This is a genomic window from Paenibacillus camelliae (genome assembly GCF_023715345.1).
GTDB classification, from domain to species: domain Bacteria; phylum Bacillota; class Bacilli; order Paenibacillales; family Paenibacillaceae; genus Pristimantibacillus; species Pristimantibacillus camelliae.
In genome coordinates this window covers 74,786-98,945 of record NZ_JAMBNY010000010.1, presented here as the reverse complement: position 1 = coordinate 98,945, position 24,160 = coordinate 74,786, and the positions used below count along the sequence as shown (strand labels likewise).

The window sequence follows — 24,160 nt, the reverse complement described above, 5'->3', positions numbered from 1 at the left end:
GCTAGTACATCGCGGTACAACTTAGGAAGTAGAGCCAGTACAAAGCAGGACATTATCGTGGCCTTAAAGGTCTCGGATAATGTCCTTATTCTTTTACCTGTTTCTCTGCCGCCAGCATAAGCTCATATATTTTACGAGTCGTGTTTACATTCCTAATCGTCATCTGCTGATATAGCTTCGTACCAATTAGCTTAGTCATGCCGCCCTTCGTTACGGTTGCTTTGTCTATTGACCATAGTATGGCACCAGGTGCATACTTCACCGTTTCTAGCTCCGGCTTATATGGGAGCCTTTCAAGGATAGATTCATCATTGATCGCTTCCCATAAAAACAACACATCGCTTCGCATCTTGTCGTCGTTTGTCCATGAGGCTGGAAGAGTGGACATGACCTTTTGCATATCTTCTAAGCTGACAATAAGCACCTTAATCTGTAGTCCGAACGTGTCCAGGATAGCTTTTTCTAGCAATTGCACGAGCTCGTCCTTAGTGTAGTCAGCGGCAGTGAACACAATATTGCCTGAATTAATATAGGTGACGACGTTGTTCATGCCGACTTGCTCGAATGCTGCTTTCAGTGTTTTCATATCGATCTTGTTATTGCCGCCGACATTTATTCCCCGCAGTAGAGCCGCATAGACCATATAGGTACCTCCTAGATTAAATGATGATAAAGAGTTTGAGAGTTGATTTACTATAGATACTAACAGAAATTTACATAAAGCAACAACTAGAATAGGAAGGAACCCGTATTATTTCAAAGTCATGGAAACAGGTATTTTCTATGATGGAATCTAAATCTAAAAGTATTGTAAGCCAACTAAATGAATTTATTAATCGTATCGAAAAAGAGCAAACCAACTAGAATGAGTAAAAGCTTGGGAGTTCCATTACGGCAATCGATTTTGTTGTAAAAAATAAAAAGTTTAATTTCTGTAAAAAACAGTTGTAATGGAAACGCTTTTATGCTAACTTTTTAGATATAAAAACGTTTTTATTGAAAAGGAAGAACTTCATGAGAAAAGTGACGATAAAAGATGTGGCTAGGGAAGCTGGGGTGTCGATCTCCACAGTTTCTAATGCATTGAATGATGTGGATGTACTAAATCCGGTAACGAAGCAGCATGTGCTTGATGTTGCAAAGCGTCTAAACTATGTGCCGAATCTGAACGGCAAGCTGCTAAAGTCAGGAAAAACGAAAATGCTCGGCTTTTTCACGACGAGCGTGTCCGGTCCTTATTTTTATATTTTAGTAGACACGATGTCGCGTGAGTGCGAGAAGCGAGGCTATGGGCTGAACGTTTTTGTGACGAAGGATAAAAAGACAATAATGAGCAATATTCTTGGTGGAAGAGTAGATGGCGTCATTATTTTCGAGGAAGAGCGAATCGCAGAAAAAGAGCTTGCCGCGATGGAGAAGAACAATATTAAGGCTGTGTTCTTGGATCGCATGTTTAGCAACAAATCGATGGGCAGTATCATTTTTGATTCCTATGTGGCTGGCTATGAAGCAACAAAATACTTAATTAACTTAGGTCATAAGCAGATCGCTTATATTTCGGGCGTTGATTCGATGTTCGACAGCGTTCAACGTAAAAAAGGCTATCTGGCCGCACTTCAAGAGTTTAATTATCCGATTGACGATGATTATATATTGCAGGGATACTTCGAGGAGGAAGGCTCCTATAATGCTGTTAAGTATTTTATGCATAAGCACGCTGAAAAGCTGCCGACAGCATTTTTAGCAGGGAATGACTTAAGTGCAATTGGCTGTATTCGTGCCTTAAAGTCAGAGGGCTATGATGTACCGAAGGACTTTAGTGTATTGGGCTTCGATGACATTGATATTGCTCCTTACTTTAACCCGCCATTAACGACCGTTCGCAATCCGATTAAGAGGCAGGGCGTTATGGTGATTGAGCATCTTATCGATCTAATCCAGCAAAAAGAGCAAGGGAAAATCGAAAAGCTGCCAGGTGAAATGATTGTAAGAGGCTCTACACAAATCAAATGCTGATTCATAGAAGGGTGATAGCTCAAAAAAATATTGCAAAAACACACATAAAAAATTTTTACGAAAAATAAAAACGTTTTTATTATGCGAGGGGGCTGAAACATGAGTAAAGCATCTGGCTATATGAGCGAGAAACCAACTATGGGGCAACGGTTTAAGCAGTTTTTCGTTGATTTTGCTAGGCAATGGGAAATACAGTCGATGATCTGGCCTGGTGTTATTTTTATGTTTATTTTTTGCTACATTCCAATTTACGGCTTAACGATTGCATTTAAGCGCTATACGGTCATTGACCGTCTCGATACCGCTCCTTGGGTAGCCTTCGAAAACTTTGAAATTATTATGAAGGATAAGTTTTTCTGGGAATCGGTCGTCAATACGCTTGGCATTAGCTTTTTGAAGCTAGCGATTGGATTTATCGTTCCGATTATTTTGGCCATTATGATTTACGAAGTGAGCTTACGAGGCTTTAAGAAATTTGTGCAGACGATATCGTATTTACCGCATTTCCTATCATGGATCGTGCTAGGCGGTATGCTGATTAACTGGTTTGCGACGACAGGATTGTTTAACGAGCTGCTGCTCGCACTAGGCATTATCGATGAGCCGAGAAACATTCTACTGGATCCAGATAAGTACTGGTGGATCGCCACGCTCTCTGATATTTGGAAGGAAGCGGGCTGGGGAACGATTCTGTACTTGGCCGTCATGGCTAAGATCGATCCAACCTATTATGAAGCTGCGAAAATTGACGGTGCTAATCGTCTGAAGCAGATCTGGCATATTACGATCCCCAATATGAAGCTGATGATCAGCTTGAATTTGATTTTGACGATCAGCGGCTTGCTTGGCTCTAATTTGGATCAAACACTCGTATTAATGAACTCGCAAAACCGTGAGAAGGCCGAGGTTATTAACTCGTACGTTTACCGAATGGGTATGACACAGGGGGATTTCTCTTACGCGACTGCAGTTGGTCTAGGTGTTTCAATTGTCTCTGTCATTTTGCTCGTTTCCGCTAATGCAGTTACGAAGAGGCTAAATGATAATCAGTCGGTATTGTAGGCAGGAGGAGGAAAAGCATGGAACGAAAAATTATGCGCAAGGACTGGGATAGTCGTGTATTCGATACGATCAACATTACATGCCTATCGATTGTGTTGATACTCATTCTAGTACCGCTGTGGAATGTCGTTATTTCATCATTTAGCTCAAGCAAAGCACTCGCTGAAGGAGGATTTATATTTTGGCCTTCCGAGCTGTCGCTGGAAAACTATCGTGCCGTATTCCGAGATGATTCGATCGGTCAGTCGTTCTTTATCTCCGTCGCGAAAACAGTGATAGGTGTCCTTACGCACGTACTCTTTTGCGCGATGGTCGCTTACGGACTAAGCAAGAGCAATGTTCGTGGACGTAAATTTTATGTGACGATGGGTGTCATTACGATGTTTTTCTCCGGAGGGATGATCCCAACTTATCTATTGATCAAGTCCCTTGGATTACTGAATAGCTTTTGGGTATACATCATACCTGCGCTGTTAAGCTTTTATGATGTCATTATTTTAATGAACTTTTTCAGAAATGTGCCTTCCTCACTAGAGGAATCAGCCAAAATTGACGGTGCTGGAGATTGGCGAGTATTTTTAAGTATTTTTATTCCGCTTTCTATGCCAGCTATGGCAACGATCGCGATGTTCAATGGTGTGAATCAGTGGAACGACTTCATGACGACGAAGCTGTATGTCACGAATGAAGCACTTTATCCACTGCAGATGAAGCTGTATGAGATCATTGTTCAGTCTCAAACACAATCGATGCAAAACATCGGCGGCTCCGTCATCATTGAAACGACGACCAAAGGGGTGCAGCTAGCGACAATTGTTATTACTACATTGCCAATTGTTGCTATTTATCCGCTATTACAGCGCTATTTCATTTCAGGAATGATGCTGGGTGCGGTAAAAGAATAGAGCTCAAGGATTGAAGGTTGTATCAGCTTGTTGCACTAAAAAATTAAAACGTTTTTATTAAAGGGAGGGTTTTTAATGGGAACAGCTAGAAAGAATAAGACAAAAATTTTGCTGATGTTGTTAATGGCTGTCGTGCTTGTATTGTCGGCATGCAGCAAGGAAAAAAGCGGTGGTGCTGGGTTAAATACGTCAATCGAGGATCGCTATACGCTTGATCCGAATACGCCGGCGTGGAAGCTAGATACGAAAGAATCGACGACATTGACCTGGTATGTGAATGCCGACTGGTGGAATAGCGATTATGGCAACGATGTTGTAACGAAAAAGATTAAAGAAGACTTAAATCTTGATATTACGTTCATTACTGGGGACGACACGAAGCTAAATACATTTTTTGCTGGTGACGATATGCCAGATTTAATTTCCGTGTTTGATTCTAATTCTTCAATCGTACAAAAGGCGGATACATGGGCATTGCCGCTAAATGATCTGGCTGAGAAATACGACCCTTACTTCAATCAGGTTGCAGCTCAGGATACGTTAAACTGGTTTCAGCTAGCAGATGGTAAAACATATGGCTATCCGAACTACTCCAATACGCAAGCGGATTATGAGCAAGGGACCATTCCAGCGAAAACAGCTTTCGTTATTCGTAAGGATGTGTACGAAGCGCTAGGTCAGCCTGACTTCTCGACACCAGAGCAATTTACTGCGACACTGCAAGCGATTAAAGCTCAATTTCCGGAGCTAATTCCATTTGGCTTTAACTCAATCGGAACCGGCACAGGCTCCTTAGGCGATGTATTCCAGGACTTCATCGGTGTTCCGCTAACGGATGCAGACGGAAACCACTACAATCGTAATCTCGACGAGGACTATTTAACTTGGATCTCCACGCTGAATGGAGCGTACCGCGGCGGTCTAATTAGTGATGACAGCTTCGCAGATGATGGTACCGCTTTCGAGGAAAAGGTCAAATCAGGAAAGTACGCTACGATGATGTTAGATGGTACTCCGCAGCAGGGTGGTAATCTTCAAATATTCGCAAGCAACAACGAAGGCAAGGAATATATAGCGATTGATGGACCGCAAAGCACCGTAGGCAATTCACCGACATTGAATCAATCTGGTATTACAGGCTGGATGATTAGCTTCATTACAAACTCCAATATAGATCCTGCCAAGTCTATTCAGCTCTTCACGTATTTGCTCAGTGAAGAAGGACAAATGCTGATGAACTATGGCATTGAAGGCGAGACGTATGAGATTAATGCTGAGGGTAAAGTTGCACTTATGCCAGAAGTAAAGGAAATGCAGCTGAACAATGCGGATCAATTTAAGAAGGAATACCGCTTCGGGGAATTTATGTTCTTCGGTCATGATCGTCATAAAACATTGAGTGATGATGCCTTCCCGGATTCCATTAAGCAAATGCAGGAATGGGGTAAGGGCAAGCTTGTACCACACTTCATTCTAGAGAACATCAATCCAGATCAAGGTACGGCAGAAGCGCGTTCGTTAAGTGCGATTAATACACAGTGGAATACGACACTTGTAAGTCTGATCCGTTCGAAGGACGATGCTACCTTCAATTCGGTGCTAGAGGAATACAAGCAATTCCTGAACGATAACAACTGGGATGCAATTGTAAGTATCTACAACGAAAAAATGGCAAGAAACAAAGAAAAGCTTGGTTTATAAGTATCTGTTCAATACGTCCGTTTATCAGAAGTAGTCAGCATAGAGAGTAGAGGAGTGGTTTGGAATGGCAAGAAACGTCATATTGTATTACTCAAGTGGAGAGCATGAGCTGTTCGCTTCAAAGACGCTAGAGGAGCTGAAGCCGCAGGCGAGAGAAGGGGCGGCGGTAAAGATTACGATCAATCCCGAGCAAGCCTATCAAGAAATTGATGGATTCGGCGCATCCTTTACAGATTCCTCTGCATATTTAATGAATCAAGTGTTAACGGAAGCACAGCGTGAGGAAGCGATGCAGAAGCTGTTCCATCCAGAGCAGGGCATCGGACTATCTGTCATTCGTAATCCGATGGGTGCCTCTGATTATGCAAGAGATTTTTACAGCTACAACGATCTTCCAGAGGGCGAGGAGGACGTTGATCAAGCAAGGTTCTCTGCTGCACATGATGAAGCAGATATTATCCCTCTGACGAAGCAAGCGCAAAAGCTTAATCCACAGCTTAAGCTAATGGCATCTCCGTGGAGTGCGCCTGGCTGGATGAAGACGAGCGGCTCGATGATCGGTGGCGAGCTGAAGCCAGAATATTACGCTTCGTATGCGCAATATTTTGTGAAATACATTCAAGCCTATGCGGCACAAGGGCTGCACATCTATGCGGTGACGCCTCAGAACGAGCCGTTATATTGTCCAGGTCACTATCCTGGCATGCTGATGCTGCCAGTGGTGCAAAGCGAATTTATTAAGCATCATCTCAAGCCTGCCTTCGTTGCAGCAGGAATTACGACGAAGATACTGTGCTACGATCATAACTGGGATCGACCAGATTATCCGCTTCACGTGCTGGATGAGGCTGGTGATGCTGTAGACGGCGTAGCTTGGCATTGGTATGGCGGTAGACCGAGCGCACAGAGTGATGTGTTCCTTACGAACCCTAGTAAAGAGGTTCACTTTACGGAGGGCTCTGGCGGTGATTGGATTCCTGCTTTTGAGCCTGCGTTCTCCAACGTCATGCGCACTGGTATTGCTATCCTTCGTAATTACAGTAAGAGCTTTGTGCTGTGGAATATGGCGCTTGATGAGGAGAATGGTCCATTCGTTCCAGGCTTCGGGGAGAGCACCTGCAGAGGACTGCTGAAGGTAAATCAGCAAACGAAAACGCTGGAGTATACGCTTGATTACTACGCACTTGCACATTTTAGCAAATGTGTTCGTCCGAAGGCGCTCCGTATAGAAGCTAGTGCAGATCATGAAGCAATCCATACGGTTGCGATGCGCAACGTTGACGGGTCAATTGCCGTTATTGCCTTTAATGATAGTGAACAAGCAAGTAATGTATTGATTGAGCTGGCGGGACATGAGCCGATCGAGCTGAATCTGGGGGCTAAAAGCGCCGTAACTGTGCAGTTTGTTGAGGATTAATTAACTTATATCGGTACCAACTGACACCCTTAATAGATCTCGGAAGATGAATAATTAATATGAATAATCATTAAGAGCGTAAAGCTAATGTGATATGCTCCTATCGTTGTAGTAGTAGTCATTTTATTATTTCTACTGTCTACTACTTGATAGGGGCACTTCATAAAGAGGCTTTACGCTCTTTTTTATCTACTTATATGTCCTTGGCTTGCTCTTGCTTTTTTTGCTTCTGATGGCGTGTTACCTTCATGCGATTTCCGCAAATTTTCATCGAGCACCATTTGCGGCGCGGATTACTATCGATAAACAGCAGCACACATTCAATGTTGCCGCAGCGATGAACGTGCTGAAGCTGACCGCTTGCTAGCAGCTGCATAGCATTGAGCGCAATGATCGATAATAATGCAGCCTCAGGAGCACCGACAGGAACAGAAAGCATGCGATCCTTACGCCATTGATAAGCAAATGGCGCGCGCTCTATCATCGCTTCCAAATGAGCAATCCAGCCTTCCTCTGCTCGCACACCATCGGCCATTCGCTCAAACTGTAAACGCAAAAACGAGCGCAGGCTGCGAAGTTCAGGCAAAGCTTCCACTGCCCATTGCGCAACCGGTGCTCGAAATTGCTCATAGTTGATATAACCGGCATCCGCTAACGTATCGATCCAAGCGATAAGATGACTTGGCTCAGCAAGTAAATCATGCCGATGACCATAGCTAACGACCTCTGTATTGACGAGATCCATGCATAGATCTCCAGAAAGCAAAGGGAACTTCAATTCTGTGTTCATCCGTTCATTCCAATCTCTTACGTGATTTTAACCTATTATACCATGATTGACGGGTTAATGAGTACAATGTATAATTTTAACTATTAAACCATGCGTTATACGGTTAATTTTTGTTATGAAAAGGAGAAGATGTGGATGAAGGATTGGATATTTAACCAGCTTGAATTTGCACGGCTGCAGACCATTCGAGCGATTGAACAACAAGCGGAAGAAGAGCTTGAGATTATTCCTGAGGGCCTGAACAACCATGTAAAATGGAATCTCGGTCATATTTATGTTGTGACAGAAAAATTCGCATTTACGTTGACTGGCGAGGAGGCAAACATCCCTGAGCACTTTCACGAATGGTTTGCTACAGGTACATCCCCTAAGGAGTGGACGAAAAAAGCACCAACGAAAGAGGAGCTTATCACGTTATTAAAGCAGCAGCTTGAGCGAATTCAAGCACAGAACGAACAGTGCTTGAATGCTCCACTGCCTGAAAGCTACGCGACATCGACAGGATTGCATCTATCAACAGTAGGTGAGAGCCTTAGCTTTTGTCTGTACCACGAAGCGATGCATTATGCTGCTATAAAAAGCATCATAACGTTAATTAGCAGCAAGTGGGCATGAATCTAACTGTTTCGTAGCATTCGTTCAGCTAATGTGGGAAGTATGCGATTTATTAGACTGAGCCACTTGGATTTACCGATAGGGGCCTCAAAGCGATCTTGTTCATAATAGCGGAAAAACTGCTCTGCTAGCTCATAGGGAGATATTTTCCCGTGTCCTCTGCCTTTTGTCATGTCGGTTTCGACAATGGGAGGAATGATCTCGAACACCTTAATAGGCGTAGACTCAAGCTGATAGCGAAGGGCCTTGGTGAATATATGGAGTCCTCCCTTGGTTGCACAATAGACAGGTGCCGATTGCTTTGGAACAAAGCCTAAAGCAGAGGATACATTGACGATGGCTGCTTGTTTTTGTTGTCTAAGGAGCGGGATAAGTTGAGCAGTCAACAAGATCGGCGAGGTCAAATTCGTCATAATTTCAGCTTCAATCTGAGCATCATAAAGTTCATTGCCAGCAAGAGAATAGTTGTATTGTATTCCTGCATTGTTAATGAGTACACTGAGCCGCGGGTGGTTATGAATCACTTGCTCAGCAAGCTGCTTTACTTGCTCATTATCGTTCAGATTGCAAGTATAGGTTGAGATAGCAGCATAGCGCTGCTTCATCATTTTCAGCTTCTGTTCATTGCGTCCCACAATAATAACCTCATTATGGGTACTAATAAATTTCTCTGTTAGCGCCTGACCAATACCAGCAGCGCCACCAGTAATAAGCACAGTATGCCCTGATCGATTCATAGCTCCCACTTCCTTTCTTTTCTCAATATAGCGAGAAAGAGAAAGCTTGTAATTAACCTAGGTTAATTTTTCTTTTAATTCTACTTAAGGCAACGGGTGTAATTCCTAGAAAAGATGCAATATGATATTGCGGAATATCGTTGATCATGTGAGAATGTCTTTCTAGAAATAGACGATAACGTTCCTCCGCTGAGAGCATAAGTAGCTCGTATTCACGTTGTTCTTTTTTTATATACAGCTGCTCTACTATATTTCTTCCTAATCGTTCCCAACAAATATGCTCTGTAAATAACGATTGAAAATGCTCGTAACGAATAACTAGCAATTCACTATCCATTAATGCTTCTATTGAGAAGTATGATGGCGAGCTAGTTAGTAAGGCACGATAAGATGCTACAAAGTCTCCTGAGCTGCAAAAGCTCTTATTGAACGTTGTACCATCCGCAGTTGTATAATACAGTCTCAATAAACCGTTCATACAAAAGGCAATGGAATTAGAAGGCTCACCTTGTCGAGCAAAATAACTATTTTTCTTGACTGTCATTGGTTCAGCTAGCTTTTGGAATATAGTCCATTGTTCATCTGGAATGTCTGACATCGTTTGAAGTTTACTGTAAAGCGATAGCCATGCGAATTCCATCGTTTCAGTCCCCTTAACATTATATGAAATATAGCTTTATTCCAGTTGCGTCACATGAATCCCTTCCCTTTAATGCGAACAATTTATAGTTTATTTTGCCCGAGAACGATCGATAGCAGCCACTCTTGGAGTGCAACAAGTCTCGTATCCTTGAGCTCTATCGTTGTACCAGCAGCTATAAGCGGAACAAGTGAATCTACTTTGTGAAGAGAACCGTGCGAGCCGCCGCCTGTATGGTTATAGCTGTGATGATCAGAAAATTCATAGGAGGGCTTGGCATCAATAATGATGAAATTCCCTTCCTGTGTATGTAAAGCGCCATGTAATCGAGCAAGTGCATCAGGATAGTCTTCATAATAAAGCTGCTGCTTGTCATCAAGCGTTAAGCTCAATAAGGATAAATCCCCTGCGATGTTCCATGTTTGCTGATATGAATCGCGATAAGGTCCGTTAGGTTTATAGATGAGCAGCTGCTCATGCTCTGGGCTTGCAACATAGTTCACACCATCCTTATGCCAAGCAATAAATTGAATTCTTTTTTCCTGCTTTAAGCGTTGAATGAGCTCCTCTTGGGGTAGCTGTTCATCTAGAATATGGATATATCCCATACGCTCATTCAGCGCAAAGGCAAGCTGACCGTTCGGATGCTTCTTGCTCCATAAGCTGTAGCCTGACAGCAGCTCATTCATATTGATTAATCCACGCTCTTTGTCTTCAAGAACAAGCGATTGCCCACTGTCTCCCAATACGATCCACACCGCTTCCTCCAATGCCTGATCCCAGGAAGGATAGAGATTAAATAGGCTTTGAATCGTTTCATCGACTGTTTTTATAGCCTGCAAATGTTGAGGTCCGTGCTTATGCAGGGTTGCATCCGTATCAGGGAAGTATGCAAGCGTAAAGGCTGGCAGCTTATCATTCTGTATGAGATACGCAAGCTCCTGGACTGTAAATTTATTATTTATGCCTAAGCGGTCCCACGCAAGATTATGCTGGTCGTTCTTTTTGTTATATTGTGCTAACACACCAAGCGAGAGTAGATCTGGACCATTCACTGCAGCAACGCTGCTAGGCATCAGGCTAGAACGCGACAGCAGCCCAGGTATGGTCAACGTGTGAGGGGTATTGCCGCGATAAATTAAGCCATTAATCGAGGCGCTTTGAATCTGTGCTTCGGCTAATCGCTCGTGAATCGTCTTAACCTCATCGCTTAAATGCTGCCCATTCAGCTTAAGGATGCTGTTTTGCAGCACTTGCTTTACACCATTATCCCAAATCTCATGAGGTCCGCTACCGTAGCTAACGATTTGCTGTTCGGACTCGTTGAACCATATGAGTCCTGGAATTCGGTGCTTGTCCGCGTAGCTGCCAGTCAAGATTGTGCTGTCAATCGATACAGACATCGTTGGATAAGCGCTGACGACCTCAGGATATAATGTGCCATGCTTCATCAAATAAGAAATAGCGGGAGTCATCCCTTCCTTAACCGCAGCTTGCATAGGCTCATTCATCAGTGAATCGAACAGTAGAACAATGACCGGCTTATTAGCTTTCTCGATCGGCGCAGCAATGCTTCGCTCTTGCGTTATCGACAGCGCAATTATTAGCCACATAACAACGCTTAATAGTAAGAGTAGGATAGCGGCAAGCATAGATAGTTTTTTTGAAGCTTTAGCATTGTTTAACAAGGAAAAGTCTCCTTCACTATGAATTATTGTTCATGTTGCTTGTGATGAGTGCAATGCTTAGAGGTTAGAGGTATAGGTATGGGAAGTATGCCCAATTTAACTAGTGATGATTCTATAGAAATGCAGGACATAAGTGCTACCATCTAGAATTACCTCAATAACAGACAGCATGAAGAGATGAGGTGCAATAAATGTCAGTACACTATGAAGAGTATGGCGATAAAAATGGCCCACTTCTCCTGTTTTTACATGGGGGCGGAGTAAGCGGCTGGATGTGGAAAAGACAGGTTGAACATTTTTCGGATTATTACTGTATAGTGCCCGATCTTCCAGAGCAAGGCTTAAGCAAGCAGACGCCGCCATTTTCGATGGAGTCAAGCGCAGAAGCAATGCTTGAACTAATTGAGAACAAAGCGAACGGGATGTCTGTCAATGTGGTGGGATTTTCTTTAGGAGCGCAGGTGCTTGTACAGATGCTAAGCATGAAGCCTGATCTTATTGATTATGCCATGATTAATAGTGCGCTCGTTGTACCGCAGCCCGCGATGGCAAGATGGATCGGCCCATCAATTAAGCTAATGCACCCGCTAATTCGCAATCGTTCATTTTCAAGGCTGCAATCCAAAACACTGTACGTTCAGGATGACGATTTTGAGCGCTATTTTGAAGAAAGCAAGCAGATTACAGCTGAAGCATTAATACGCGTTCTTCAAGAAAATATGAGCTTCCAAATCCCATCTCAGTTTTCACGTGCACAGTCACAAATGCTTGTTACTGTAGGTGATAAAGAAAAAGGGATGATGCGTAAGTCGGCAAAGCTACTTAGTGATGCCAACCCTAACTGCCATGCAGTGGTGCTGCCTAATATAGGGCACGGCATTTCCATGGCTGCACCTCAAGCGTTCAATGATATGCTAAGAGCGTGGCTTGAGCAAGGCTTATTACCAGAGGGTAAACCTTGTTAATGTTTCATGTTGTGAAATATTAAGGCAATAAGTTAACTTTCGAGCATAAATGTAATAAGCTAAACTTTAACCATAATTTGAGGTTTTGCAGTATGAGAAAGCAACGGAAAGTAGGACTTCAACATTTTTGCTTTCGAAACTTCCGAGCGCTATAATTTACTTATCTTCATAATTCACACTTCACAATAAAGGAGTAATGACAGATGGGTAGATTAGCTAATAAGGTTGCTATTGTGACGGGCGGAGCTCGCGGTATGGGTGCTTCTCATGCACGTAGGTTTGTTGAGGAAGGTGCAAAGGTCGTTATTACGGACTTAAATGCAGAAGCGGGACAAGCACTTGCTTCTGAGCTTGGGGAAAATGCAATGTTTGTTCAACAAGACGTGACGAGTTCACAGGACTGGGAACGTGTTGTTACAGAAGCTGAGAAAGCATTCGGACCAGTGAATATATTGGTTAACAATGCAGGGATCAGCGTAGCAAGCAGCTTTGAGGCAATGACAGAGGAGCAATATCGTAAAATTATCGATATTAACCAAGTATCGGTTTTTCTAGGGATGAAGACTGTGCTACCCTCTATGAAAAAGACTGAAAATGGCTCCATTGTTAACATATCTTCCATTAATGGGCTGGTTGCTGGTGCGGTGGGCTATACGGATTCAAAATTCGCTGTTCGTGGAATGAGTAAAGCAGCAGCGATTGAGTTTGCTAAATATGGAATTCGCGTAAACTCAGTTCATCCTGGAGTGATCGAAACACCGATGGTTTCGGAAGGCGATGCAGTAGAGCAAATTAAACAGTTTGCGAAATTCATTCCACTGCAGCGTATTGCCCAATCAGAGGAAATTACGAATCTTGTACTGTTTCTAGCATCCGATGAATCTAGCTACTCAACTGGAGCCGAATTTGTCGCTGATGGCGGTTTGACTGCTCAGTAGATAGATTTGAATTTTAGTGCGAAGTAGAAATCCCTTCAATTATACGAAGTGAGCATTCCGTCACTTAAAGGTGACAATTAAAATAGTAAAAAGCAATTGCGCAACGTAATAGAGGCTGTCTTAAGGTCATAAACAATGACTTTTAAGACGGCCTTTTCTGATTTTGTTCGTTCACGTTAACCAATGAAATAATGAATGCATTCATGATGAAACAATTAATGCATTCATTGTCAAAAAACTATTGACCTTGGAGTATACTCCAATGATACGCTACCCTTAAAGAGGAGGGCACACGATGCATATTAAACAATTTACTGAGAAATATCAGATTACGAGTGATACAGCAAGATATTATGAAGCAGAAGGGCTGCTGAAGCCGAAGCGTTTAGATAATGGCTATCGTTTGTACGATGACCAATGTGAAAAATCAATGAAGTATATTATTGTGCTGAAGCAAATAGGGTTCTCACTGCAAGAAATCCGATATTTGCTTACGTTGGAGCAGCAGCCGATTTCACAGGAGTGTAATATTGCGTCAGTGACAACATTCACTCAGAAGATTGAAGATATTGAGCGGAAAATTAAGTTTTATGAAAATGCACTGCACGCACTGCGACTTGCTGGCAGCTTTATGGAGCAAGGAAAATACGCCGAAAATCAATCGAAAATCGATGAGCTTGTGGATGACATTTATCTCAGTATGTCGGATAAAGGAAATGAAGCTTAAGGTTTGTGTGGGGGTTGTTTAAGTGTAGTGGTGAAGGAGTCAAACTATTAAGATAGTCCAGTCATTTAGAGGAATAAGGGAGGATTATTTATGAAAATTTGCAAAATTTCAGAGCATATTACGAAGCTGGAATTCTGGTGTTTGTTCAAGGTTAGTGTATGGCTTGTGCAGGCTAGTAATGGTGTTTACATCATTGATACTGGTATGGCCTTTATGAGTAAACATATATTGCGCGAGGCCGAAAAGCTTGGCGAGATAAAGGCAATCCTACTGACACATGGTCATTCTGATCATGTCGGCGGGGTGAAGAACATCATTCGTGAGCGAAATATTCCTGTCTATGCTCATGCCTTTGATCTGGACTATATGGAAGGCAAAGCTCCATTCCCACGTAGAAAGAAAGCGGAGGCACTCGTCCCTCCAAACGTTGTGCAGCCCCTGCCAATAAACGAAAATGGTGAGCTTGAAGCCTTCGGTGATCTGATCCCTTATCATACGCCAGGTCATTCACCTGGTCATGTCGTGTATTATCATGCCAAGGATAACGTATTGCTCAGCGGAGACCTATTTACCTCAAAAAAAGGACAGCTTCAGCAGCCAATGAAAATGTTTACCGCATATATGGATCAGGCAATTGCAAGTAGTCGTATCGTCCGGGAGCTAAAGCCAGCACTAGTGAGCATTACACATAGTGATGATGTAAAGGATGCACATCTGCAAATCGATGAGTATATGAAGCAATACGCTGTATAGTGTAGGGGCATATTGTAATTTGAAAGCAGCTCACCCAAAAGTAGGTGACTATGTGTCGTTATTGCCCCATTCGTGTGAAAAAGCATACAAAAGGCGCTGATCGTACGCTGTAAGTAACGGTTTTGTATGAAAAAGCACCCAAGTTCGCTGATTCAGCGCGGTAAGTGATACATTTGTATGGAAAGTCATCCAAAGTCGCTGATTCAGCGCCGTAAATGCCGCATTTGTATGAAAAATCACCCAAAGTCACTGATCCAGCACCGTAATTGGCTCAGTTGTATGAAAAACCATACAAAAGTTGCTAATCGTGCGCTGTAAGTGACGGTTTTGTATGAAAAAGCACCCAAAGTCGCTGATCCAGCACGTAAATGCCATTTGTGTGAAAAACCATACAAATTCGCTGATTCAGCGCCATAAGTGGCTCATTTGTATGAAAAAGCACCCAGAGTCGCTGATCCAGCACCGTAAATGCCTCATTTGTGTGAAAAACCATACAAATTCGCTGATTCAGCGCCATAAGTGGCTCAATTGTATGAAAAACCATACAAAAGTCGCCGATTCAGCACCGTAAATGCCTCATTTGTATGAAAAAGCACCCAGAGTCGCTGATTCAGCGCCGTAAGTGGCTCATTTGTATGAAAAAGCACCTAAATTCGCTGATTCAGCGCCATAAATGGTTCATTTGTATGAAAAACCATACAAAAGGTGCTAATCGTGCGCCGAATGCGCCACTTTGTATGAAAAACCACCCAAAAGTCGCTGATTCAGCGCTGTAAATGCCTCATTTGTATGAAAAGTCATCCAAAGTCTCTGATTCAGCGACGTAAATGCCTCATTTGTATGAAAAACCACCCCAAGGTCGCTGATTCAGCGCTGAAAGTGACGGTTTTGTATGAAAAAGCACCCAAATTCGCTGATCCAGCGCGGTAAGTGACTCATTTGTATGAAAAATCATCCAAAGTCGCTGATTCAGCGCCGTAACTGCCTCATTTGTATGAAAAAGCACCCAAATTCGCTGATTCAGCGCTATAAGTGGTTCGTTTGTATGAAAAACCATACAAAAGGTGCTAATCGTGCGCCGAATGTGCCACTTTGTATGAAAAACCACTCAAAAGTCGCTGATTCAGGCCGTAAGTGATACATTTGTATGAAAAATCACCCAAAGTCGCTGATTCAGCGCCGTAAATGCCTCATTTGTATGAAAAATCACCCAAGATAGCACGCCCCACACCACAATATCTCCTCGTGCCGTACTATTCATCGCCCCACGCTGTACAAGTCACCGCCCCCACACCACAATATCTCCTCGTGCCGTACCATTCATCGCCCTCACGCCGCACAAGTCACCGCCCCCACACCACAATATCTCCCCGCGCAGAGAAAGTAGTCACCGCCCCACGCCGCACAAGTCACCGCCCCTCGACCCAAGTATCCACCCTCACGCCTTTACCAAGACCAAACCAACCGTTGCTGGATTAAAAACTTGTGGGCTATAATGACGATATCGTTGATTAGAACGGAGTTGGTCAAAAATGCCTCACATTTTATACATTGAAGATGATCATGAGATCGGTTCGTGGCTGTCACAGGAGCTGCAGGATAAGGGCTACGAAGTAAGCTGGCTACAATCAGGAGAGGGAGCTGAAGCGTACGCGGGGCAAGCAGATTTAGCAATTTTGGACGTTATGCTCCCTGGACTAGACGGATTCTCGATTGGTAAGCGTCTAAAACGAGAAAACAGCACGCTGCCTATCCTCATGCTGTCGGCGCGAACAGCAGTGGAGGACAAGCTCGAAGGCTTAAGCTTCGCGGATGATTATGTGACAAAGCCATTTCATCCCGATGAGCTTGCTGCACGCATCGAGGTACTGCTTCGTCGCTTTCAGAAAAATGAGCAGACGATAGAGCTCCAGCATTTGCGGATTCATACGAAGGAGCTTCACATTGTGAACAAGCAGACGAATGAGGAGATACTGCTGACGGGTAAGCAATTTCTGCTGTTCCAATGCTTTATTCGTCATTTGAACCAAATACTGACGAAGGAGCAGCTCTATGAGCAGGTATGGGGAGAAAGCTATATCGAAGGCGATAAAACGCTTATGGTACATATCCGATATTTGCGCGAGAAGATCGAGCTTGACCCATCACAGCCAACTATCATAGAGACGATTCGCGGAATCGGTTATCGTGTGAAGCTATGAGGAAGCTATTCGGCTCTCTGCAAGCTAAGTATATGGTTATTATTTTGTGTGCGTTAGGTCTGTTTCAACTAACGTATATTGGCGGTGCAATTATTTTCACCGGTATAACGAATCAAATGGCTCAAAACGATATACCCGAGTATGAGAAAGTAGAAAACAGCTGGCATCAGGCTGCAAGTGACACCTCTGCCACTGAAGAGGACGTAAAGCTGCTTTATCAGAAATGGAGCGAGCAATACCCAGAGGCAGGTATGTTCTGGATTAGCCAGGACGGGCAGCTACTGAGCAGCTGGAATGTACAATATGAGCTGCCACAGCAATGGTCACAGTCAGACATTGTTTCTTTTATGAAGAGCAGATATGGTAAAGATCCCTTTACAGTCGTTGCTTTTGTAGAGGGCAAGGAGAACAATGGCTTTGTCGTAGTTGAGCTTCCTCGAGAGCTATTCAGAGATCCATATTCGGATATTTTTGAGAAATTCGGCATATGGTTGCTGGCAGGTATTTTAATTATTGTTATCGTCTTTATCGTCATCTCGTATTTATTTTTCCGTAATATTCGTAAGCGGCTGCTCTTCTTACAGCGTGCGATGAGTAAGCGTAATCCCGATGGCTTGCCAGTATCTATTGACGTTAAGAAGCAAGATGAGATCGGTCAGCTTGAGCATTCGTTCAACAATATGGTGGAGCAATTGAATGATAGCCGCCAAAGAGAGCTGAACGAGGAGCAGATTCGGCGTGAGCTGATTGCTAATTTGTCACACGATATTCGGACTCCACTAACGAAGCTGCGTGCTAATGCATATACCGTCAGCAAGTACGAGCTGCCTGATGGAGCAGCAAAAGCGCTGCAGACGATGGATAGCTCCGTCCGTCATATCGACGAGCTTGTAGATAATTTACTTGCCTATACGCTATTATCGAGTGCTCAGTATCGCTATGAACAGGCTCAGCTTCAAATTAACCGATTTTTGCGGGAGCATATCGCGGCTTGGTATGCGGTATTTGAGCAAAATGGCTTTGAGATTGAGATGAGGCTTGGAGAGCTTCACGTACCGACGTGGGAGGTAGATCCGATCTGGATGAAGCGAATGTTCGATAACCTGCTGCAAAACGTGCTGCGACATGCTCGTGATGGCAAGCTTGTTGCGATCGAAACGGAAGCCTGCGAAGGTTATGATGCGATCCGTGTGGTAGATCGTGGTCAAGGGATGGATGGCGTGACTGATAACAAGGGTGCAGGCATTGGCTTGTCCATCGTCCATATGATGGTAGAAGGTATGGGCTTAACATGGCAGCACTATCGTAGAGATGAAGAATTCATCATAGAAATACGACATCCTCTAAACTAAGCCTCTAGACATAGCAGAAATCATTGGATTCTCAGTGAAATGGAATTGTAAAAGTCAAACAATAGAAATTAAAACAACTCCGTAAGACTAACCACTAAGCAGAACTTTCCCAAAGTACAGGGGAAGGTTCTGTTTTTAATTTAAACAAAATTTAACCTTTCCCCACACCTCACTTTAACCTTGCCTATTTATACTGGCTTTAGAGGTGAAAAACATGAGTATTATTGTACAAACAGAGCAATTAACGAAAACATTTCAGAAGCAGCAAGCGGTTGACCATGTCGATATGGTCATTCGTGAAGGGGAAATTTACGGGTTTTTAGGTCCGAATGGAGCAGGGAAAACGACGACCATTCGTATGCTGCTTGGATTAATGAAGCCTACATCTGGTACAGTGCGCATCTTTGGTAAGGAGCTACAGAAGCATAAGCTAGATATCTTGCGTCAGGTCGGCTCGCTCGTTGAGAATCCATCCTACTATCCGCATCTTACCGCCTATGAAAACTTGAACGTTGTGCGTGAAATCGTAGGCGTACCACATAAGCGCATTAGTGAGGTATTGGAAACGGTGCGCTTAACGGAGGCTGCTCATCGTAAAGTTAAAGGCTTCTCACTAGGGATGAAGCAGAGATTGGGCATCGCCGCAGCATTGCTGCATCAGCCGAAGCTGCTGGTGCTGGATGAGCCAACGAACGGACTTGATCCTTCAGGCATTATTGAGATTCGTGAGCTTATTAAAAGCTTGCCGCAGCAATATGGCATGACTGTATTAATATCCAGTCATCTCTTATCCGAAATCGACCAGATCGCTACAGCGGTAGGCGTGGTGTCGAGGGGGAAGCTAATCTATCAGGATCAGATGTCGAATTTGCGAAAGCTGGCTCGTTCTACGATTAGAATTCAATGCAGTGAGCCTGGCAAAGCGGTTGCTGCGCTGAAGCAGCTGGAGCTTGCAGCTGCTCATGAGCAAGAGCAGCTTATTCTCGAAAACTGCTCGAATCGCAGTGTGGCAGATGCGGTCTCTTTACTCGTTCATCAAGGACATGACATCTATCGGGTGGAGGAAAACAAGCAGTCGCTCGAGCAAATTTTCTTAAGTATGACGGATGGGGTGAGTTTATAATGCTCAGCCAATTACTTCGATCAGAATGGATGAAAATAAAGAGAAAGGGTCTTTGGTTTCTAACCGTATTAGGCCCGCTAGGTGTAGTCGGTTTGACGATGGTCAATTATGGCGTTCGCAAAGATTATTTGCTGTCATTAAGCGATGACGACTGGGCGATTTACTTAGACAATATTCTTAGCTTAACGCCGCTTGCACTCGTATTAGGTATCGTCATTTTGACGTCGATGATGGCAAGTATAGAGAACCAAACGAATGCCTGGAAGCAATGGCTGGCGCTACCGGTCAGTCGATCGTCAGTCTATCTATCTAAGTACGTAATCGCGACGACGCTATTATTCGTATCCTCGATTATACTAGGCATCGGCACGACGTTATACGGACTAACGCTAGGTCTAGGCGATGACATCCCGTGGCTGCGCATTATGCAAGTCAGCTTTTATCCGTGGCTTGCGTCACAGGCGCTCATTGCGTTTCACCTGTGGGTTGCGGTCGCTAACAACAATCAGGGCATCACCGTGAGCATAGGGGTAGTCGGAGTAATTCTGACTTTCATGGCTTTTTTTCTTCCCGATTGGTTCCTATGGAAATGGCCAACATTAGCGAACGATTGGAATAATCCTTTCATCAATATCGTACTTGGCATTAGTGCTGGCTTGCTGCTGTTTATAGCTGGCATGTGGCACTTCTGTAGAAAGGATGTGAGCTAAATGAAGGCATTGCTGAAGACAGAATGGTTTAAACTATGGAAAACGAATATCGTTCCCTTTATATTGCTGGCACCTCTAATCGTACTGGCGATTGCTTTGAATGTTAATGTTGATGCAGAGGAGCTAACAGGTCAAAAGTACGTGTATGCAGCGATAAATGCGAATCTAGCTTATGGCGTTTTGTTTTTGCCGCTAATGATCGGTGTGCTTGCAACGCTAATTTGTCGCTATGAGCATCAAGCAGGGGGCTGGAAGCAGCTGTTTGCTTTACCAACGACGCGGGGAAAGGTATATGTAGCCAAATTCCTAATCGTTAGCCTATTAAGCTTATGTATGCAGCTGCTTGTGCTGCTCGCACTGCTAGTGGCTGGCTTGTTGAAGCAGTATGGTGAACCATTCCCGCTAGAGCTGCTGATACGCGGTACGATAGGGGGCTGGCTTGCAACACTGCCACTAATCGCGCTTATGCTGTTTCTTTCCACGCTGTTTCAATCCTTGGCTGCTCCATTTGCTGTAAATGTCATCTTTACGATTCCTACGATGCTTGTTCTGAATTCGGAAGATCTTGCGCCCTTTTATCCGTGGGGACAGCCTTTTTTGATGATGTATATTACGGATAATGAGAGTGATATTTTCTATGCTCCGTGGGAGCAGCTCATCACGGTCATTGGAGGTAGCTTTGTCTTGTTTTTTATCGCCGGCTTTATTTACTTGCAGCGCAAGGAGGTTTAGTAGGTCAACGCTTCACTTAGATAAAATTGACAGGTAGTACGGTTCATTGTATATTGATGGATGGGAAATGGAGGAAGAAATATACAATGAATCGTACTGCAACAAAGACAGGGCATGTGATGCACCGCTATATCTCGAAGATGGCGGGCAGAGGGAATAATCCATCCACCGTTGACATCAAAGATATGCTAACAGTCGTAATAGGCGGGACGGTTACCATCGGAATATTGCTTTCATTAACTGGCTTTACTGAAACACTATGGATTATGGCGCCATTCGGAGCGAGCTGCTTGCTTGTGTTTGGCGCATGGCAGGTGCCTTACTCTCAGCCGCGTAATGTAATTGGTGGGCATTTGCTCTCAAGTGCAATCGGTATAGCTGTGCACGCATTATTTGGCTATTATGCATGGACGCTTGCACTAGCCGTTTGCGTCTCATTAATTGTCGTCATGCTGACGAAAACGACGCACCCGCCTGCCGCGGCTAATCCGATCATTATTATCGCAGGTGGCTATAGCTGGCAGTATCTTGTTACGCCAGTCCTTATCGGATCGGTAACGATCGTAATTATGGGATTAATCATTAACAATTTACGCAGCAATCGAGCGTATCCTACATATTGGCATTAAACGATGGACTAGCTGCAATAAATATCATTTAACGCAAGAAGGGGCTGTTCAGCAAGTAAGCAGATGCTTACTCGCTGAACAGCCCTATTCATTTGCTTGCTACTTCAACTCGGGAAACAAATTCACTTGTTCGATGATGATCTGCTCATTCGCTTTTGTGCCTTCAAATTGAAGCTGAACAGTTACACTGGTAACCCCATTATGCGTCAGCGTAAATGGCAGCTTGATCGAGCCGCTAGAATCAAACGTCTTCTCTAATGATCCGCCAGACAAATAGCTGGACTTAAGCACAATTTTTCCAGCTACAGCATCTTCTGGACTGCTTAATTGAAGCTCTAATACATATTTGCCCGCTAAGAGATCAAATGCATTTTGCTTCAACATAATAGAGTCTGATGCATTTAATGTGAGCTGCAGACCTTCCTCAGTAGGCGTGACCGACTGTTGTTTAGTAGAGGAGATAACCTGCCATTCCTCAATACCCCGTTCAAAGCGAGGATTCATGATCCGATTCGCACCGCGATCTGTTGCTTCCTGGAAGTAGTAATAGACAACCTTAGGTGAACGATTATTCCAATCCACCATTCCCATTCCCGACAGGCGCTGAGGATCTCGGCTTGTGTACTCCATCTTGCTGCGATAATCCTTTAGATTCCAGAAGGTGTAGCCTGCTGTAAATGGATAAGTAACGGTTACGTCCCAATGGGCAGCAAAATTGCCTGCTTGCCACTGCTCGCGTGCGCGATCGCCTAAGCTCGACCATGTTCCATTCTCTGATAGAATGATAGGCTTGCTAGGGTAACGCTCGTGGATTTCTAGCAATTTCTTTCTGTACTGCTCGGCGCCGTAATCCTCAGATTCGCCACCGTGGAAGCCATAATATTGGTTGAATCCGATAATATCGGCCGCTGACATGGACATATCAACCGGATGATGCTGGGTATTGGAAGCGTAGGTGACAGGTCTCTTCTTAGGGTCGACCAATCTTACTGCATCTCTCATATCGTTAAACCATGCCAAATGTGTCGTATTATTCGGTGTATTTTCATTCGCCACACTCCAAATGATGACAGATGGATGATTCACCTGATTCCAAGCCATAGCGATTGCTTTTTCGCGTGATAACCCTTTTTCGTACAATTGATGACCGATCGCCTGCTCACTCAACCAGTAATTCTCGATCTCATCCATGACAAAGATTCCGATCTGATCAGCATACTCATAAGCATATGGATGACGATTGTAGTGAGCATTACGGATAAGATTAGCGCTCGCGCTTTTAGCGACATCAATCTCTGCACGATATTCCTCAGGTGACATGGATCGGCCTGACTCTTTGTTCTCATCGTGCCAGTTTGTCGCCTTGAACCATTCTGGAGAGCCGTTAACTAGCACCTTTGCATCTCCAACCTCTACGTCTATCGCGCCATATTGTGTAATGAGCCGATCGCCATTTATAATTTCAGCTGTTAGCTGGTATAGGTTGGGTGACTCTGTTGACCACGCCTCGATATCCGGTGCATCAAATTCAAAGCCAACGACCTTTACTTCATCCGCACCTAACGATACGCTTTTCGTTTGAGCTTCTATATTGTCCACACCTGGATGAACCTGCACATCTAGCGTTGCAGCTTCTTTGCTGTAGTTTAGTAGGACGACAGAAGCACGGACTCGTTTCTTAAGAGGAGAAGCATCGACAATGACTTTAGAGATCGTCTGTGGAGCTGTCGCCTCCAAGTAGATATCTCTAGTAATGCCGGAATAATCCCACCAGTCAAATCCACCAGCTGGCAGAGCTCCAACATCTTCATGGTCGTGTGCTCGTCTAATAATTTGGACAGCGATGATATTGTCTTCGCCATAATTTAAGTAAGGCGAAATATTGAAGGAGAAGGGCGTTGCGCTGCCTTCATTCACTCCAACCTTCGTTCCATTGATAAAAACAACAGAATGATAGCCCATTCCTAGCGCGTTTAATTTAACGAATTTGTCGTTCCAATCTTGTTCGACCTTAAAGACTTTACGAAACCAAAATGAACCGAATGTATATTGGTATTTCTTATTATCGTAGGCTAGGTCAAGACTTGCTGGAACGGGTTGCACAGACCAAGCGGAATCATCATACGTAGTATCGCTGCATGTAAGATCAGCTTGGGGACAATTGATGTCATCCTCATGTCCGAATTTCCATTCTCCATTCAAGGAAATATATTGTCTGCGTTCTTCATTCATCTTCCAAGTAGAAAACTCAGGGATTGGTAATCCATTTTGATAGGCTACCTGCACGCCATCATGCTCAATCAAATGGACAGCCGTATTTTCTACTAGCATGTCAGTATCACTAGTTATCATTTTTTTCTCCCTCATATTCATAGTTAAAGTAACAAGACAGACGATAAACAAGACTGCAACTAAGGCAATCAGGAGCATCTTTTTTTGACTTGTCATTCACACCCTCC

At 43.8% G+C, this 24,160-nt stretch carries 22 protein-coding genes; 16 read left to right on the top strand and 6 right to left on the bottom strand.

Annotation, left to right across the window (positions count from 1 at the left end; genetic code table 11):
- Positions 1-85 precede the first annotated feature (85 nt).
- Positions 86-643, bottom strand: a complete 558-nt coding sequence (locus M3180_RS15690) for a DUF1697 domain-containing protein (RefSeq protein WP_251669230.1) — start codon at positions 641-643, stop codon at positions 86-88.
- A 371-nt stretch (positions 644-1,014) separates the two neighbouring features.
- Here M3180_RS15690 and M3180_RS15685 point away from each other — a divergent pair, with 371 nt between their 5' ends.
- The 5 genes from M3180_RS15685 (at position 1,015) to M3180_RS15665 (ending at position 7,101) form a co-directional block, all read left to right on the top strand.
- Positions 1,015-2,016 carry a LacI family DNA-binding transcriptional regulator gene (locus M3180_RS15685; protein ID WP_251669228.1) on the top strand — a complete coding sequence of 334 codons (1,002 nt, stop codon included), beginning with the start codon at positions 1,015-1,017 and terminating at the stop codon, positions 2,014-2,016.
- A gap of 99 nt (positions 2,017-2,115) precedes the next feature.
- Entirely contained in the window at positions 2,116-3,078 is a 963-nt protein-coding gene (locus M3180_RS15680; RefSeq protein ID WP_251669226.1) for an ABC transporter permease, read from the top strand.
- Between the two features lie 17 nt (positions 3,079-3,095).
- Complete coding sequence (locus M3180_RS15675) at positions 3,096-3,983, top strand: carbohydrate ABC transporter permease (protein WP_251669224.1); 888 nt, start codon at positions 3,096-3,098, stop codon at positions 3,981-3,983.
- A 75-nt stretch (positions 3,984-4,058) separates the two neighbouring features.
- A complete protein-coding gene (locus M3180_RS15670; RefSeq protein ID WP_251669222.1) occupies positions 4,059-5,684 on the top strand; it encodes a type 2 periplasmic-binding domain-containing protein in 1,626 nt (541 codons plus the stop codon).
- Positions 5,685-5,748: 64 nt separating this feature from the next.
- Positions 5,749-7,101 (top strand): glycoside hydrolase family 30 protein, encoded by a 1,353-nt coding sequence (locus tag M3180_RS15665; protein ID WP_251669220.1) that lies wholly within the window; start codon positions 5,749-5,751, stop codon positions 7,099-7,101.
- A gap of 193 nt (positions 7,102-7,294) precedes the next feature.
- On the opposite strand, the gene M3180_RS15660 is transcribed toward M3180_RS15665, so the two are convergent.
- Positions 7,295-7,846 carry a CGNR zinc finger domain-containing protein gene (locus tag M3180_RS15660; RefSeq protein WP_251669218.1) on the bottom strand — a complete coding sequence of 184 codons (552 nt, stop codon included), beginning with the start codon at positions 7,844-7,846 and terminating at the stop codon, positions 7,295-7,297.
- A gap of 180 nt (positions 7,847-8,026) precedes the next feature.
- Between M3180_RS15660 and M3180_RS15655 the strand changes: the two genes are divergently transcribed.
- Entirely contained in the window at positions 8,027-8,506 is a 480-nt protein-coding gene (locus M3180_RS15655) for a DinB family protein (protein WP_251669216.1), read from the top strand.
- Between the two features lie 2 nt (positions 8,507-8,508).
- On the opposite strand, the gene M3180_RS15650 is transcribed toward M3180_RS15655, so the two are convergent.
- From M3180_RS15650 to M3180_RS15640, 3 genes are all read right to left on the bottom strand, one after another.
- Positions 8,509-9,243, bottom strand: coding sequence for an SDR family oxidoreductase (locus M3180_RS15650; RefSeq protein WP_251669214.1), 735 nt, complete (start codon positions 9,241-9,243; stop codon positions 8,509-8,511).
- Positions 9,244-9,295: 52 nt separating this feature from the next.
- The gene (locus M3180_RS15645) at positions 9,296-9,883 is read right to left on the bottom strand and encodes a Crp/Fnr family transcriptional regulator (RefSeq protein WP_251669212.1); all 588 of its coding nucleotides are present in this window, start codon (positions 9,881-9,883) and stop codon (positions 9,296-9,298) included.
- 83 nt (positions 9,884-9,966) lie between these two features.
- The gene (locus M3180_RS15640) at positions 9,967-11,571 is read right to left on the bottom strand and encodes an alkaline phosphatase family protein (RefSeq protein WP_251669210.1); all 1,605 of its coding nucleotides are present in this window, start codon (positions 11,569-11,571) and stop codon (positions 9,967-9,969) included.
- Positions 11,572-11,762: 191 nt separating this feature from the next.
- Here M3180_RS15640 and M3180_RS15635 point away from each other — a divergent pair, with 191 nt between their 5' ends.
- The 10 genes from M3180_RS15635 (at position 11,763) to M3180_RS15590 (ending at position 21,701) form a co-directional block, all read left to right on the top strand.
- The gene (locus M3180_RS15635; protein ID WP_251669209.1) at positions 11,763-12,536 is read left to right on the top strand and encodes an alpha/beta fold hydrolase; all 774 of its coding nucleotides are present in this window, start codon (positions 11,763-11,765) and stop codon (positions 12,534-12,536) included.
- A gap of 203 nt (positions 12,537-12,739) precedes the next feature.
- A complete protein-coding gene (locus tag M3180_RS15630) occupies positions 12,740-13,474 on the top strand; it encodes a glucose 1-dehydrogenase (RefSeq protein WP_251669207.1) in 735 nt (244 codons plus the stop codon).
- A 295-nt stretch (positions 13,475-13,769) separates the two neighbouring features.
- Positions 13,770-14,201 carry a MerR family transcriptional regulator gene (locus M3180_RS15625; RefSeq protein ID WP_251669204.1) on the top strand — a complete coding sequence of 144 codons (432 nt, stop codon included), beginning with the start codon at positions 13,770-13,772 and terminating at the stop codon, positions 14,199-14,201.
- A 90-nt stretch (positions 14,202-14,291) separates the two neighbouring features.
- Positions 14,292-14,954 (top strand): MBL fold metallo-hydrolase, encoded by a 663-nt coding sequence (locus tag M3180_RS15620; protein WP_251669203.1) that lies wholly within the window; start codon positions 14,292-14,294, stop codon positions 14,952-14,954.
- A gap of 1,532 nt (positions 14,955-16,486) precedes the next feature.
- Entirely contained in the window at positions 16,487-17,155 is a 669-nt protein-coding gene (locus M3180_RS15615) for a response regulator transcription factor (RefSeq protein WP_251669201.1), read from the top strand.
- Positions 17,152-18,507: a HAMP domain-containing sensor histidine kinase gene (locus M3180_RS15610; protein WP_251669199.1), complete on the top strand. Its 1,356-nt coding sequence runs from the start codon at positions 17,152-17,154 to the stop codon at positions 18,505-18,507. The genes M3180_RS15615 and M3180_RS15610 overlap by 4 nt, the downstream gene beginning before the upstream one ends.
- Before the next feature lie 214 nt (positions 18,508-18,721).
- Positions 18,722-19,630, top strand: coding sequence for an ABC transporter ATP-binding protein (locus tag M3180_RS15605; protein ID WP_251669197.1), 909 nt, complete (start codon positions 18,722-18,724; stop codon positions 19,628-19,630).
- Positions 19,630-20,340, top strand: coding sequence for an ABC transporter permease (locus tag M3180_RS15600; RefSeq protein ID WP_251669195.1), 711 nt, complete (start codon positions 19,630-19,632; stop codon positions 20,338-20,340). Before M3180_RS15605 ends, M3180_RS15600 begins: the two co-directional genes overlap by 1 nt.
- Entirely contained in the window at positions 20,341-21,072 is a 732-nt protein-coding gene (locus M3180_RS15595) for an ABC transporter permease (protein ID WP_251669193.1), read from the top strand.
- 86 nt (positions 21,073-21,158) lie between these two features.
- A complete protein-coding gene (locus M3180_RS15590; RefSeq protein WP_251669191.1) occupies positions 21,159-21,701 on the top strand; it encodes an HPP family protein in 543 nt (180 codons plus the stop codon).
- Between the two features lie 99 nt (positions 21,702-21,800).
- On the opposite strand, the gene M3180_RS15585 is transcribed toward M3180_RS15590, so the two are convergent.
- On the bottom strand, positions 21,801-24,149 hold the full coding sequence (locus tag M3180_RS15585; RefSeq protein ID WP_251669189.1) for a glycoside hydrolase family 2 protein: 2,349 nt from the start codon (positions 24,147-24,149) through the stop codon (positions 21,801-21,803).
- Positions 24,150-24,160: the final 11 nt, after the last annotated feature.

Excerpts from the sequence above, each read along its gene's own strand:
- M3180_RS15690 (WP_251669230.1), bottom strand. The coding sequence starts at position 643 with ATGGTCTATGCGGCTCTACTGCGGGGAATAAATGTCGGCGGCAATAAC.
- M3180_RS15685 (WP_251669228.1), top strand. The coding sequence starts at position 1,015 with ATGAGAAAAGTGACGATAAAAGATGTGGCTAGGGAAGCTGGGGTGTCG.
- M3180_RS15680 (WP_251669226.1), top strand. The coding sequence starts at position 2,116 with ATGAGTAAAGCATCTGGCTATATGAGCGAGAAACCAACTATGGGGCAA.
- M3180_RS15675 (WP_251669224.1), top strand. The coding sequence starts at position 3,096 with ATGGAACGAAAAATTATGCGCAAGGACTGGGATAGTCGTGTATTCGAT.
- M3180_RS15670 (WP_251669222.1), top strand. The coding sequence starts at position 4,059 with ATGGGAACAGCTAGAAAGAATAAGACAAAAATTTTGCTGATGTTGTTA.
- M3180_RS15665 (WP_251669220.1), top strand. The coding sequence starts at position 5,749 with ATGGCAAGAAACGTCATATTGTATTACTCAAGTGGAGAGCATGAGCTG.
- M3180_RS15660 (WP_251669218.1), bottom strand. The coding sequence starts at position 7,846 with ATGGATCTCGTCAATACAGAGGTCGTTAGCTATGGTCATCGGCATGAT.
- M3180_RS15655 (WP_251669216.1), top strand. The coding sequence starts at position 8,027 with ATGAAGGATTGGATATTTAACCAGCTTGAATTTGCACGGCTGCAGACC.
- M3180_RS15650 (WP_251669214.1), bottom strand. The coding sequence starts at position 9,243 with ATGAATCGATCAGGGCATACTGTGCTTATTACTGGTGGCGCTGCTGGT.
- M3180_RS15645 (WP_251669212.1), bottom strand. The coding sequence starts at position 9,883 with ATGGAATTCGCATGGCTATCGCTTTACAGTAAACTTCAAACGATGTCA.
- M3180_RS15635 (WP_251669209.1), top strand. The coding sequence starts at position 11,763 with ATGTCAGTACACTATGAAGAGTATGGCGATAAAAATGGCCCACTTCTC.
- M3180_RS15630 (WP_251669207.1), top strand. The coding sequence starts at position 12,740 with ATGGGTAGATTAGCTAATAAGGTTGCTATTGTGACGGGCGGAGCTCGC.
- M3180_RS15625 (WP_251669204.1), top strand. The coding sequence starts at position 13,770 with ATGCATATTAAACAATTTACTGAGAAATATCAGATTACGAGTGATACA.
- M3180_RS15620 (WP_251669203.1), top strand. The coding sequence starts at position 14,292 with ATGAAAATTTGCAAAATTTCAGAGCATATTACGAAGCTGGAATTCTGG.
- M3180_RS15615 (WP_251669201.1), top strand. The coding sequence starts at position 16,487 with ATGCCTCACATTTTATACATTGAAGATGATCATGAGATCGGTTCGTGG.
- M3180_RS15610 (WP_251669199.1), top strand. The coding sequence starts at position 17,152 with ATGAGGAAGCTATTCGGCTCTCTGCAAGCTAAGTATATGGTTATTATT.
- M3180_RS15605 (WP_251669197.1), top strand. The coding sequence starts at position 18,722 with ATGAGTATTATTGTACAAACAGAGCAATTAACGAAAACATTTCAGAAG.
- M3180_RS15600 (WP_251669195.1), top strand. The coding sequence starts at position 19,630 with ATGCTCAGCCAATTACTTCGATCAGAATGGATGAAAATAAAGAGAAAG.
- M3180_RS15595 (WP_251669193.1), top strand. The coding sequence starts at position 20,341 with ATGAAGGCATTGCTGAAGACAGAATGGTTTAAACTATGGAAAACGAAT.
- M3180_RS15590 (WP_251669191.1), top strand. The coding sequence starts at position 21,159 with ATGAATCGTACTGCAACAAAGACAGGGCATGTGATGCACCGCTATATC.
- M3180_RS15585 (WP_251669189.1), bottom strand. The coding sequence starts at position 24,149 with ATGACAAGTCAAAAAAAGATGCTCCTGATTGCCTTAGTTGCAGTCTTG.